General features: G+C 46.6%; 10 protein-coding genes. 6 read left to right on the forward strand and 4 right to left on the reverse strand.

Annotated features, from left to right (window positions below):
* Nucleotides 1–139: 139 nt before the first annotated feature.
* Nucleotides 140–2,128 (reverse strand): sulfite reductase, ferredoxin dependent, encoded by a 1,989-nt coding sequence (sir, locus tag QUB56_RS05125; RefSeq protein ID WP_332953745.1) that lies wholly within the window; start codon nucleotides 2,126–2,128, stop codon nucleotides 140–142.
* Nucleotides 2,129–2,414: 286 nt separating this feature from the next.
* Between sir and QUB56_RS05130 the strand changes: the two genes are divergently transcribed.
* A complete protein-coding gene (locus QUB56_RS05130; protein WP_332953747.1) occupies nucleotides 2,415–2,663 on the forward strand; it encodes a chlororespiratory reduction protein 7 in 249 nt (82 codons plus the stop codon).
* 148 nt (nucleotides 2,664–2,811) lie between these two features.
* On the opposite strand, the gene QUB56_RS05135 is transcribed toward QUB56_RS05130, so the two are convergent.
* Entirely contained in the window at nucleotides 2,812–3,192 is a 381-nt protein-coding gene (locus tag QUB56_RS05135) for a hypothetical protein (RefSeq protein ID WP_332953748.1), read from the reverse strand.
* A gap of 106 nt (nucleotides 3,193–3,298) precedes the next feature.
* The gene (locus tag QUB56_RS05140) at nucleotides 3,299–4,465 is read right to left on the reverse strand and encodes a glycosyltransferase family 4 protein (RefSeq protein ID WP_332953750.1); all 1,167 of its coding nucleotides are present in this window, start codon (nucleotides 4,463–4,465) and stop codon (nucleotides 3,299–3,301) included.
* A 767-nt stretch (nucleotides 4,466–5,232) separates the two neighbouring features.
* On the opposite strand from QUB56_RS05140, the gene QUB56_RS05145 reads away from it, so the two are divergent.
* From QUB56_RS05145 to serS, 5 genes are all read left to right on the forward strand, one after another.
* Entirely contained in the window at nucleotides 5,233–6,279 is a 1,047-nt protein-coding gene (locus tag QUB56_RS05145) for an ABC transporter substrate-binding protein (protein WP_332953752.1), read from the forward strand.
* Between the two features lie 251 nt (nucleotides 6,280–6,530).
* Nucleotides 6,531–8,126 carry a sugar ABC transporter ATP-binding protein gene (locus tag QUB56_RS05150; RefSeq protein WP_332953753.1) on the forward strand — a complete coding sequence of 532 codons (1,596 nt, stop codon included), beginning with the start codon at nucleotides 6,531–6,533 and terminating at the stop codon, nucleotides 8,124–8,126.
* Entirely contained in the window at nucleotides 8,123–9,127 is a 1,005-nt protein-coding gene (locus tag QUB56_RS05155) for an ABC transporter permease subunit (protein ID WP_332953755.1), read from the forward strand. Before QUB56_RS05150 ends, QUB56_RS05155 begins: the two co-directional genes overlap by 4 nt.
* A gap of 231 nt (nucleotides 9,128–9,358) precedes the next feature.
* The gene (locus QUB56_RS05160) at nucleotides 9,359–10,993 is read left to right on the forward strand and encodes an iron uptake porin (RefSeq protein ID WP_332953757.1); all 1,635 of its coding nucleotides are present in this window, start codon (nucleotides 9,359–9,361) and stop codon (nucleotides 10,991–10,993) included.
* Between the two features lie 372 nt (nucleotides 10,994–11,365).
* On the forward strand, nucleotides 11,366–12,646 hold the full coding sequence (gene serS, locus QUB56_RS05165; protein WP_332953759.1) for a serine--tRNA ligase: 1,281 nt from the start codon (nucleotides 11,366–11,368) through the stop codon (nucleotides 12,644–12,646).
* A gap of 155 nt (nucleotides 12,647–12,801) precedes the next feature.
* Here the strand turns inward: serS and QUB56_RS05170 are convergent, their stop codons facing one another.
* On the reverse strand, nucleotides 12,802–12,936 hold the full coding sequence (locus QUB56_RS05170; protein ID WP_332953760.1) for a hypothetical protein: 135 nt from the start codon (nucleotides 12,934–12,936) through the stop codon (nucleotides 12,802–12,804).
* Between the last annotated feature and the right edge of the window lies 1 nt (nucleotide 12,937).

Here is a 12,937-nt window from a genome sequence, read left to right on the forward strand (position 1 = left end):
AAAAATAAAGCTGTTATGAATTAATAAAGGCAAAGCATCTACAACTGGAATTATTTTACAAATTCAAGTTTTTTTCTGCAAATGCTCTGCCTTTATATTACTTTTGACAGAAGTCTATTGAATACAATCGAAAATCGGCTTATCCTTCCTCCTTAATCTTCTTTAAGTAAGTAGAAATCGCCTCTGTAGCTAGCTGTGTGATCGGCTTGCCCTGACGGGCTGCTTCTTCTTTGAGCTCGTTGTAGATTTCATCGCGGACGCTAATTCGACGGCGGACTTTGCCACCGCTAGCAGTGGCAGTCTCGTTGCCGTCATCGTTACTAGACGTAACTTCTAATTCATTAATCTCAGTTGTCATCGAGTCAGCAGATTGGTAGTTGGTTACAAATTGACGGATAGATTCTAACCCGACGCGATCGCAAAAATTGCCAAAACTCTCGCTCAGTTGCCGTTTTTGCTTGAAATAAACAAAAATCGGCTCGAGAAAAGCTTCAAAATCCTTGACGTGCAGCTTTTCCTCAATTGCTTTTGCCAGCCGCGTTTGCGAGGGAGAACCGCCCAGCCAAATCTGGTAGGATTCCGGCGAACTCCCGACAAACCCCAATTCTGCCATATAAGGGCGGGCGCATCCATTTGGGCAACCTGTCATCCGCACCACCAAATGCTCGTCTTCTAAGCCCACTTTGGTCAAAAGTGCCCGAATCCGCTCTAAAATACTCGGCATCACGCGCTCGGACTCGGTAATCGCCAGCCCGCAAGTCGGCATTGCCGGACACGCCATCCCATAGCGCACTAAGGGGTCGATGGCAGTTTCTGACTCAATGCCACATTGATCGAGTATTCCCTGAATTTCTTGTTTGATATCGGGCGAAATATCGTAAATCAGCACGTTTTGGTGTGGTGTCGCCAGTACCGGCAAGTTGTACTTCTGCACAATTTCCCGCAAAGCCGTTTTTAGCTGAAATGAACCTTCATCCTTGATCCGGCCATTATTCACAGAAATGCCGACAAACAACTTGCCGTCTCCTTGTTCGTTCCAGCCCAAGAAATCCAGATACTTCCACTCAGGCAGCGGTTTAAAGGCTTCTAGCGGCTTGCCAAAATATTCGGCTACTTTTTCGCGGAACCACTGTACACCTTTGTCGTTAATCAGGTACTTTAGCCTCGCGTGCCGTCTGTCTGTGCGATCGCCAAAATCTCTTTGGGTTGCTACAATTGCCTTGACCAAATCGTAAACATCATCCTTGGCAACATAGCAAATCTCATCAGCAACCCGCGCAAAAGTTTCTTCTTTATTGTGAGTACGGCCCAAACCGCCGCCAGCAAACACGTCAAAACCTTGCAACTCGCCAGCTTTATTGGTAATTACCACTAAGCTCAAATCCTGAGAGTACAAGTCAATTGAATTGTCTCCGGGTACGGTAACGGCACACTTGAACTTCCGCGGCATATAATGGCTGCCGTAAATCGGTTCTTCTTTGTCGCTAAAGATTGTGCCGTTGCCGTTTTTCTGTCTCGCAGCCTTCACTGCGGGGTCTTCTTCGGCCGAAACAGCTTTTTCGCCGTCCAACCAAATTTCATAATAAGCACCGGTTTGCGGTGTCAGCAAATCGGCGACATTGTTAGCGTATTGCAGCGCATACTTGTATTCTGGGCGATTTTTGTACGGGGCTGGCGGTGCCATGACGTTGCGGTTCAAGTCGCCGCAAGCTCCCAAGGTTGACCCCATATTTTTAATAATTGAGGAAAACACTGTTTTTAGATTTTTTTTCAACACCCCGTGCAGTTGGAAACCTTGGCGCGTTGTGACGCGGATCGTGTGGTTGCCGTATTCTTCAGATAGCTTGTCTAAGGCTAAGTATAATTGCGGCGGGGTGAACCCGCCGGGATTGCGGGTCCGGAGCATGAACTGATAGTCTTTTTCTTGTCCTTTAACTCGATTGTCGCGGTTGTCTTGCTGGTACGAACCGTGAAATTTGAGAATCTGAATCCCGTCTTCGGTGAAGTGGGTGGTTTCTTGTAACAGTTCAGTCGCAACGGGTTCTCGTAAGTAGTTGCTCCGTTCTTTCAGACCTTCTGATTTAGAGGGCTTGCGCGCAACTGGGGTTGATATGGAAGATGTGATCATGGGAATGTGTAGTGCCAGTTATAATTAGATACAGCCGATCGAATATTTCTTGACAATTTGACACTTGACAAATTTGCACTTGACAAATCTCCTCAGAAATGCTGTGTCGGATCTGTTGAGAACTCGGTTAACAACTAAGTTAATAACGGTAATCCGCTAGGAATTCTGATGGTGCTTAATTGTAACACGATCGAGTCCGGGCTGAAAAGTTGTAATCCAGAGTTTATACTTTCGATCGCTTAACTTCACAAAACTTTAGAAATAATTAACCTCAACCTTTGAAACTATGTCACTGTATGACGAAGATACCTTTGTGGTCTTAGAAACAAACCAGCCAGAGCAGTTTTTGACTGCCGCAGAACTGTTAGAAAAGCTGAAAGCTGTGTTAGCCCAGGAACACGAAGATTTGCCGCAGGACGTGCAGAAAATATCTGGCGTGGAAGCTCAAGCCAAGTATTTAATTGATACTTATTGTGAATTAGATGTCGGGCCGGGAAAATTTTTGCAGTGGTATGCAGTGCGTCTAGAAAAGTAATTTTGGGCATCGCGCATTGGGCACTTATACTGAGCGTAGTCGAAGTATCGGCCATCGGAAATTCGGAATTGGTAACAGTTAGCAGTCAACAATTCTTCAATTCTTCAATTCTTCAATCCAAAATCCAAAATCTAAAATCTAAAATGGGTTAATCTTCTAACTGTTGAACAGATGATACTTCAACTGCGGTAACATCGATCGTACCGGGCGGTGTCAAGCGGCTAAAATGACCTTGCTCTATTTTCAGAGGTTCGCCGCAGTTGGCACACTGAAACTGAGTTTGATTTAAAGCTGTAAATTCGTATTGACAAACTGGACACTTGTCCTCAATTAAATTTCGTTTCAGCCACCACTGAAGCGCGAAAACTGCGACTACAGGTGTCAGCAGCAAAAAAGCTACTACAATCAACAATGATTTAACTACCCAACCCAAACCAATTGACACCAACAAACAGGCGATGCCCAGCAGTATCAGCCAATTGCTAATACGGGGTAGTTTTAAAGATATTTTGGGGGTGCCTTGGTTCACGGTGGTCTCCTTGGGTGTCTTTGCAGGTAGGCATAACTCTATCCTACTCAGAAATTCAGGCGGTCGATCGAGTTAATTTTCCCATTGTACACCCAGAAACCGCTCTCTACGGCATAAGTTTATCTGAGACAGAGGGTTGAAAATTTCCTTGTAAGGATTGACAAAGGGATTCAAAACTAAATCTTGCCAGGGTTTGTTCCCTCAACCAGCGCCGATCGCACCTTTTATCCTCCCCTCGCAGCATTTCCACACAAGCAACCGCTACTGCTGCTGAATCTCGGTGGGGAACTCGCCATCCCAGTTTACCATCTTGCAGGGGATCGGCTGACCCGTCCGCGTCCCCCGCCAGCACGGGTACTCCGCAAGCTAGCGCTTCCAAATAAACTATACCGAACCCTTCCTGGGAGGGCATTACATAAGCATCGGCCAACTGGTAATGTGCTGCTAAATTTTCTGTCGGTACAAAACCCGCAAATATTACTCTTTCGGTAACTCCCAAATCATCAGCGAGTTTGGCTAATCTCGAGCGATCGTCTCCGCGTCCAATAACTAAGTATTTCACATTCGGAAAAGTTTTGGCTATTTGCGCCAAAGCTTGAATTGTGACATCGACGCCTTTGTAAATATCAGTCGATCGCAATCTGGCTACAGTCATCAATATTTTAGCACCCACCAAATTGTACTGCTCTAATAAATCCTCTGGCCCGGGTTCTGTCGTAAATATATTTTCATCTACCGTACAAGGCACTATTTGGAACTTTTCGGGATTTAATTGGTTAATTTCGCAAGTGCGATCGCGCGTGTACCTGCTTATAGTCCAAATACTGTCAGCTTTACTCATTGCTGTTTGATATTTGGGCTCAAGCGGTTCCCACACTTCCTTGCCGTAAGTTAAAATTGTGTAGGGAATTCCCAAGGGTTGGCACAGAATTTGAATTAGCGGTGCGAGTTTGATGTGACCGCAAAAAACCCGCTGCGGTCGTTTTTGCAGCAACCGAGTTAGTAATACTTTAGCAAACTTAAGACGACCCAACCCGGGATTCTCGGTTTTGAGGTAATAAAATTTCAGATTTTTTGACTCGTAAGGATTGTTGCAGTCTTCGGCATCTCGCAACAGCAAAACTTCAGCTTGGGGCGGCGAGTTTGTCCCTGCGGTTATGGACAGGTAAGCTTTGAGAATGTCTTTAACGTAGGATTGAATCCCGCCTTCGCTGGCAAATATTTCGAGGAAACAGAATAGGTGATTTGCCGATCGCATCTGTGATTTACCCATTGACAGCGCAGACAATTATTGCAGTATAGTGATTTTGCCGGTCCGGGCGATCGCCATTATCCAGAGCTTTTAAACCATGTCATGATGACTCTAATTGCAGGTTTTACAGGCAAATATTTGACTCGCCTACTCTCACCGTTGGTTTTGAGCGACTATCTGCTTTTTTACTAGGGCTTTTTAACCGGCTGCATCGGTAAGTGCGAAACTTTGTTTGCAGTTTACTATAATCTACCATAATTGACTGTAAACTTAATGATTTTTTACAAAATTCTACCCCAAGCAAAATTTAAGATTTATTAAGTTGGCGCTGCGCGTCCCACCCGACTGCGAATTAGCATATCGGTGCCGATCGAGGAGCTCGGCTCTTTAGTTTTTGGTAAAAGTATTGTCTATCCACAGATAGATATAGAGCCAGTATTTAATTGTTATCATCAGCAACATAGAGAGTTAGATTTAATATGACTCTGCCAGGTTTTAAAAGCAATTTCTGAAAGATTTTGTCGAAAATATTCTCCTAAAAATTTCTCACGCATTGCCAAGAAAATAATGCTCATAAAGCATTAAAAAAAATATAAATATCGTTGATTATTTTGGCATCGAGGAGATAGTTTGAATATTCAGATCTTTTCGGTTTACAAAAGTAGTCTGGCGAGCCGAGTGAGAAACTTTTACGAGCAGAAAATAAACACGATCTAGTACAATCATGTACAAAGAAAAGCGGCTCACCTAAAACAATAGGTATTCGAGCTTAAACCTAACAAAAGCTAATGTTAGGTTGGCAAGGTCATATTTACGAGCGACTCTCTCCAAACGAGCCTTCATTGGAGTTTGAGGTGAAACGAGTAACGATCGCACTCAGTCTTTTTAGTCTACTCAGCAGCACCCTGGCAAGTTGCACCGCAGCTTCCCAGAACGCTCAAAACAGCACACAACCAAGCAACTCCGAACTTTCATCAGTTGCTGTAGCAGTCCGCGACCTCGGCAATCCATTCTTCGTACAAGTTGGCAAAGGCGCTGAGGCCGAAGCCAAGAAACTCGGCGGTGCAAACGTGAGGACAACTCTCGTTTCCAGCGGCGACGATTTAAATCAGCAATTCAATCAAATCGAAAACTTTATTGCCTCGAATGTCGGCATGATTGTACTCAATGCGGCAGACACCAAAGGCATTGCCCCCGCTGTCGAAAAAGCCAAGCAAGCCGGAATTCCGATAATTGCAGTTGATACCGCCGCCGAGGGAGGCGTGGATGCCACAGTTACTTCAAATAACGTGCAAGCTGGCGAAGTAAGCTGTCAATATATAGCCGATCGCTTGAAAGGAAAAGGCAGCGTTGTGATTATCAACGGGCCTCCCGTCGCTTCAGTCGTCGAGCGAGTTCAGGGGTGCCAGAGTGTCTTCTCCAAATATCCCGAGATCAAGGTTCTTTCCAAAGATCAGAACGCAGAAGGCAGCCGCGATGGCGGATTGAGAGTGATGAGCGATGTCCTTACTTCTTTCCCAAAAATTGATGCTGTTTTTGCAATTAATGACCCCTGTGCCATTGGTGCAGAATTAGCGGCCAAACAAGCACAAAGAAGCGAGTTCTTTATTGTGGGAGTCGATGGTGCACCGGAAGCTTTAGATGCCCTCAAGCAAAACAACAGTCTCTTTGTGGCTACAGCAGCTCAAGATCCATTTCGCATGGCAGCCAAGGCAGTTGAAGTCGGAAACGACATTCGGAAAGGAAAAAAGCCAGCCAATCCAAACATTCTGATTCCAGTCGCGCTGATCGATCGCGAAAACGTCCATCAACATAAAGGCTGGACTAGCGAGTGACCATTAGTGTCAACTTAAGCTGTCAGTCCGGCAGTCCGCCAGGGACTGAAGTCCCTGGCTAATAGCTAAAGTCCTCTGAAGAGGACTCAGAAGAAGAATTTTCAGACTCATTAGACCTCTCCCAAAAAGCCTGTCAAGAACAGGCATCTTGCCTGTTCCACAACAATTCTGGGAGATATCTATTAGTCCTCTTCAGAGGACTTTAGCTTTGAGGCAGGGGTTTCAACCCCTGCCGGACTGCGGGAAAGAGCGTGGAAAGTTGGCATCAATGGCAAGTGACATCCTCCTACACCAAATTTACGATGGTAAATAGCACTATAAATTCAATCCAAACCAAGCCCGTCCTCGAAATGCAAGGTATTAAAAAAACCTTTAACGGTTTTATAGCCTTGCACGATGTAAATATCACCGTTTACCCGGGCGAAGTCCACGCCCTCATGGGGGAAAACGGCGCGGGCAAAAGTACGCTGATGAAAATTCTGGCGGGAGCGTACATAGCCGATGCAGGCGAAATCAGAATTGAGGGCAAAGCTGTTAAGATGACAGACCCCGGTCAAGCCAGAGATTTAGGGATAGCGATTATTTATCAAGAACTCAATCTCGCCCCCAATCTGACAGTTGCTGAAAACATTTTTATGGGCAGCGAACTGAAGAAAGGAGGTACATTTCTCGACCAAGATGAAATGCAGCGTAGGGCCGCTGAGGTCTTGAAAAACCTCGATGCAAATTTTGAGGCGGGAGACCTGGTTTCGACACTTTCAATTGCCGAACAGCAGCAAGTGGAAATAGCTAGGGCGCTCAAAGACAACAGCCGAATTTTAGTGATGGACGAGCCGACGGCCGCGCTTTCAGACCGCGAAACAGATAAGCTTTTTGAAGTGGTTCGCCGCTTGCGGAATGAGGGCATTGCTATTATTTATATCAGCCACAGAATGGCAGAAATTTATGCCCTTGCCGATCGCGTGAGCGTCATCCGAGATGGCGGGTATATTGGCTCTCTTGAAAAGCACGAAATTTCGGCAGAACGCCTGGTGGAAATGATGGTGGGTCGTTCTTTACAGGATTTGTACGAAAACAAGCATCAAATAACACCGGGTGCAGTTGTTCTTGAGGTAACAAATTTAAGCGACGGCCACAAAGTAAAGCCTGCCAGTTTTCAACTTTATGCGGGCGAAATTCTGGGTTTAGCGGGTTTAGTTGGCGCTGGCAGAACAGAACTTGCCCGCCTGATTTTTGGTGCAGATCGGAAGGTAAGCGGTGAAATAAAACTGGAAGGTCGTCATCTCAATGTCTCGACACCAAATGAAGCAATGGCCGCCGGAATTGCTTACGTGCCAGAAGACCGCAAGGCTCTCGGACTATTTTTGGAGGCAAGTTCGGGTGAGAATATCACCATGAACGTCCTCGATAGAGAAGCAAAAGCTGGCATTATTAACTCAAATTTTTTGTTAAAAGTTGTCAATGATGCTATTAATAATTTGCAGATTCGCCTGGCAAGTCCGAGCATCAGGGCAATGGATCTTTCTGGGGGAAATCAGCAGAAGTTGCTGCTAGCCCGTTGGTTGGCTATCAACCCAAAGGTACTTTTGCTAGATGAACCGACGCGGGGTGTGGACATTGGCGCAAAAAGCGAAATTTATCGAATTATTAGCGATTTGGCAGCCAAAGGTGTGGCTATTTTGATGATTTCTAGCGAACTGCCGGAAATTGTGGGAATGAGCGATCGCGTCTTAGTGATGCGAGCAGGAAGCCTTGTCGGTGAAGTAGGCGGCTCGACTGGGGAAAAGATTACGCAAGAAAACATTATGGCTTATGCCACTGGTGCAAAAGAGGTAGTAAAATCATGAGTCAAACGCAAACAAAAACCAGCAGAAGTTCAGGGAGCGATCGGCAGAAAGCGAGCCAAGTCGTAGCTTGGAAAAAATTCATCCAAGTTGCCGGTATCCTGCCGATTTTGGTTGCCATCTGTGTAATTTTTTCCCTGGTAACGCCCAACTTTCTTTCCGTAGGAAATTTGATCAATGTCATTCGGCAAGCATCGATCAATATTGTCCTAGCTACTGGCATGACTTTTGTGATTTTGACTGGCGGAATTGACCTTTCAGTCGGGTCAATTTTGGGCGTGACGGCAGTTGTCGGGGTGCTGGTTTCCTTAGTTCCTGGTCTGGGTTGGTTTGCCGTACCGGCTGCGTTAATAGCCGGAGTCTTTTTGGGATTGCTTAACGGGTCCCTAGTTGCCTATTTAGGTTTGCCTCCGTTCATCGTCACCCTCGGTTCTTACACAGCTTTGCGGGGAGTTGCTTATTTAGTCGCTAACGGCACTACCGTTATCAATAGAAATCTGAATTTTGCTTGGATAGGTAACAGTTATGTCGGTCCTATTCCCTGGTTGGTTATTATCGCTTTCCTCGCAGTTTTAGCGAGTTGGTTTGTCTTGCGGCGGACTGTTCTCGGGAGGCATATTTACGCCGTGGGAGGCAACATCCGGGCAGCACGGTTGACAGGTATTAAGGTGAGTCGGGTGCTGTTATTTGTCTATGGCGTGAGTGGGTTGCTTTCTGGTTTAGGTGGAATTATGAGCGCGTCGCGCCTCTACAGTGCGACGGGGATGTTGGGGCAAGGCTACGAATTAGATGCGATCGCTGCTGTAATTTTGGGAGGAACGAGTTTTACAGGTGGAATTGGCACTATTTGGGGTACTTTGCTCGGGGCTTTAATTATTGCCCTGCTCAACAATGGACTAACTCTCATGAATGTGTCTTTCTTCTGGCAGTTAGTTGTGAAAGGTCTGGTGATAATTATCGCAGTGACGATTGACAAAGTTCGCACCGGTTCAAGCGCAGCCTAGGGGAATCCAACCCCCCCCAGCCCCCCCAAGGGGGAAAAGGAAGAAGGAAGTTCCGAAAAGGATTCTGTAACGAATTTAACGGATGTAACTGAGATATTGCACCTTTCTCAATTACTTGTTTAGGAACGGGCAAGATGCCCGTTCCACAAAGAGTGAATTTTATTGTGGAACGGGCATCTTGCCCGTTATTGAGAATGATGCAATATCGGTTTTTATGCGGAGCTTTGTCCTATGCAAATCCAGCATTTTCCTCACCTGATTACTGCTTTTATAGTGGGAACGCCTGGTGTATTTCTACTAACATCATTACCAAGTTTTGCTGCACCAATTGATAGATTAGTTGCTCCTGAACCGTTAAATACTTTGGCAGAAGAACCCTTCGCACAGGTGAATTCTGTCTCTCAACTCTCGGATGTAAAACCGACTGACTGGGCGTTTCAGGCGCTGCAATCTCTGGTAGAACGCTACGGCTGCATTGCCGGTTATCCCGACGGCACTTACAGAGGAAACCGGGCTATGACTCGCTACGAATTTGCAGCAGGATTGAATAGCTGTCTCGATCGAGTCAGCGAACTAATTGCCGCCGGAACAACCAACCTGATTACTGGGGAAGATTTAGCGATCGTCCAAAAACTGCAAGCAGAATTTGCAACTGAATTATCGGTGTTGCGGGGTCGAGTCGATACTCTCGATGCACGCACAGCACAACTAGAAGCGAATCAGTTCTCCACCACAACTAAGCTGAATGCGGAAATTATCGTGGTGGTAACAGATACCTCGGGTAACAGTGTTGGGGATTCGCGCGATCGCACCAACACTATTATTGCCAACCGGGGCCGATTAAATTTTGAAACCAGCTTCACCGGTCGCGATATGCTGAGAACCCGTTTGGAATTCGGCAACTTGGGCAGGAGGATTGCCGATGAGACGGGTACAAATATGACGGCCTTGAACTTTGATGGCAATACCGACAACACAATCACCGTCCCTCACGTATTGTATGTAACGCCGCTGACCTCTAATCTGGCGCTGACCGTCGGCCCGACAGGTGTCGGGTATCCCGATATTACGGATTTGCTGACTCCTCCCACGATCGCTACCGATAGTGAGGGAATTCCCTCGAAGTTCGGACAATACAATCCCCTCTACCGCCGGGGAGGTGGCGGTGCTGCTGTCAACTGGACGATCGTCAAAAACCTCACCCTGACTGTAGGCTATATAGCAGGAAATCCCAATCTCTCGCAGTCAAGTAACGGTTTATTCAACGGTTCGTACAACGCTTTGGTTCAGCTTGCCTACCGGGGCGATCGCGGAGCCATTGGCGTAGCCTATTCTCGTACTTTTGCACCAAGCGGTAAAGCCGATATCACAGGCGGTACGGGCAGTTTTCTGGCTGCGCGACCCTTTGGGGACAATATTGCTACATCCAGCGATACTGTAGGCGTACAAGGATTTTACCGCCTTGCTCCCCGCTTGCAAGTTCACGGTTGGGGCGTTTATACTCGCGCCAATGCAGAAAATTCCGGTGTTAGCAGCGTTTCTGATGGTAGAGGTGGCTTGGTTTTGCTAAATGTTGACGGCGGCGATCGCGCTGATATTGTGTATGCAGCGATCGGTATAAGTTTCCCAGATGTGGGAGGTGAAGGCAACCTACCCGGGATTTTGGTGGGTTTGCCAGGTCGCGTGACGAGCAGTAGTGTGCGCCGCGAGCGAGATACTTCCTATCACATTGAAGCCTTCTATCGCTTTCAGGTCAACGACAACATTTCCATCACCCCTGCTGTTTGGGTAGTGGTTAATCCTGAGAATGACAGCCGCAACGACACTCAATGGGTTTGGTTGGTTCGCACAGGCTTTAACTTTTAACCGGAAAGACATTTTAGGACTTACCAACCTAGTCCTGGACGCAAAAACCCAGTTTCTTAACGTAATTGCCTCATTTGAGACGACGAGCGCGAGAAACCGGCTTTTTTAGACTGAGAGTGCGTCCAGGACTTCAATCCCATGCCACAACAAAAAACCCCAGCCATCGCTGGCTGGGGTAAAAAATTATCAGGGTGCATCTACTAATATTTGCCAGTATAGCAGATCTTTGGGGGGTGTAACCCTTCATGGGTAACACCCAACGGCAAAACTCATCAGAATAATTTATAATTGATAGCGCAAATGATTGACAAAGCTTCTATATCATCTGGTTTTGTCCCAGCCGATCTAAAATTTAAGATTTAGAATAAATCTGTGCTAGACCTCAAATTAATCCGAGAAAACCCGCAAGCCGTGCAAGAAAGCCTCAACCTGCGCGGAGGTAACTATGAAATCGAGGCGATTTTGCAACTAGACAGACAGCAGCGGGAGTTGGAAGGCAAGCGATCGCAACTGCAAGCCCGCAGCAACGAAATCGCCAAACTCATAGGTCAAAAAAGAAAATCGGGTTTACCCCTCGAATCTCCCGAAATTCAAACTTTGCAAGCAGAAGGCAACGAAGTCGGCACCGAGTCAAACGAACTGCAAGCAAAGGAAAAAGACCTAAAAGCTCAAATAGAAGCTTTATTGCTGCCGCTGCCAAACTTGCCGGGCTCCTCAACGCCGATCGGCAAAAATGAAGAGGAAAACGTCGAAATCCGGCGCTGGGGAGACGAATACATTCCCCAAAATACGGGGATTTTGCCGCACTGGGAAATCGGCGAAAAGTTAGGAATTCTCAACTTTGAACGCGCTGTCAAAATTTCTCAACCCCGCTTTGTCGCCTTAATGGGAGCTGGTGCAGCCCTGGAAAGAGCGATAATTCAATTCATGCTCGACCGCCACACAAAAGCCGGTTATGTAGAAGTCATTCCCCCATTTTTAGTTAACACCGAATCCCTCACTGCTACGGGTCAATTGCCAAAATTTGCTGAAGAAAGTTTCAAGTGCGACCAAGACGATTTGTGGCTGATTCCTACTTCCGAAGTTTCGGTGGTCAATTTGTACAGAGGTGAAATTTTGACAGCCGAACAGTTGCCAATTTATCACTGTTCTTATACTCCTTGTTTTCGGCGCGAAGCTGGCAGTTACGGCAAAGATACGAGGGGATTAATTCGGCTGCACCAATTTAATAAAGTTGAATTGGTAAAACTCGTGCATCCGAGTACCTCCGAGGCAGAGCACGAAAAGTTAGTGCAGGATGCTGAGTCCGTTTTGCAGGCGCTGAAACTGCCTTATCGGGCGATCGCACTATGTACAGGCGACTTGGGTTTCGCGGCAGCCAAAACCTACGATTTAGAGGTGTGGCTGCCATCTGCTGGCAAATACCGCGAGATTTCCAGTTGTTCCAACGTCGCAGATTTTCAGGCGCGGCGGGCAAATATTCGCTTTAAAGAAACGGGGAAAAAAGGCACTCAATTCGTTCACGCCCTTAACGGTTCCGGTTTAGCTATAGGCCGGACAATGGCGGCAATTTTGGAAAATTACCAGCAGCCGGACGGGACTGTAAAAGTGCCGGAAGCCTTACAACCCTATTTAGGTCGCGAGGTTTTGTAAACAATTTCGTAGTGATGACTTCAGTCCTAATCGAAGAAGAAACTAGGACTAAAGTTCTTACTACGAACCAGTTAATTAGGACTAAAGCTCTTACTACAAAATGAGATTTGATATTAGATAAAATCCGGTGGGATCCGAATTCATATTACCGAAAGTCAGGACACAGCGCCGTGGCGTTTCCCGACAATCAATCGAGCGATAGTTACATCTTTTATCCAGGAAGATTGATTATTTTGGGGTAGGGAAACGGCACGATGCGGTGTCCAGAGTTGGTGGGAGCCAACAGTCATT

Source organism: Microcoleus sp. AR_TQ3_B6, from assembly GCF_036702785.1.
In the GTDB taxonomy this organism is placed as follows: Bacteria; Cyanobacteriota; Cyanobacteriia; order Cyanobacteriales; family Microcoleaceae; genus Microcoleus.

Excerpts from the sequence above, each read along its gene's own strand:
- QUB56_RS05170 (WP_332953760.1), bottom strand. The coding sequence starts at position 12,936 with ATGACTGTTGGCTCCCACCAACTCTGGACACCGCATCGTGCCGTTTCC.
- QUB56_RS05140 (WP_332953750.1), bottom strand. The coding sequence starts at position 4,465 with ATGGGTAAATCACAGATGCGATCGGCAAATCACCTATTCTGTTTCCTC.
- QUB56_RS05155 (WP_332953755.1), top strand. The coding sequence starts at position 8,123 with ATGAGTCAAACGCAAACAAAAACCAGCAGAAGTTCAGGGAGCGATCGG.
- QUB56_RS05160 (WP_332953757.1), top strand. The coding sequence starts at position 9,359 with ATGCAAATCCAGCATTTTCCTCACCTGATTACTGCTTTTATAGTGGGA.
- QUB56_RS05145 (WP_332953752.1), top strand. The coding sequence starts at position 5,233 with ATGTTAGGTTGGCAAGGTCATATTTACGAGCGACTCTCTCCAAACGAG.
- QUB56_RS05130 (WP_332953747.1), top strand. The coding sequence starts at position 2,415 with ATGTCACTGTATGACGAAGATACCTTTGTGGTCTTAGAAACAAACCAG.
- sir (WP_332953745.1), bottom strand. The coding sequence starts at position 2,128 with ATGATCACATCTTCCATATCAACCCCAGTTGCGCGCAAGCCCTCTAAA.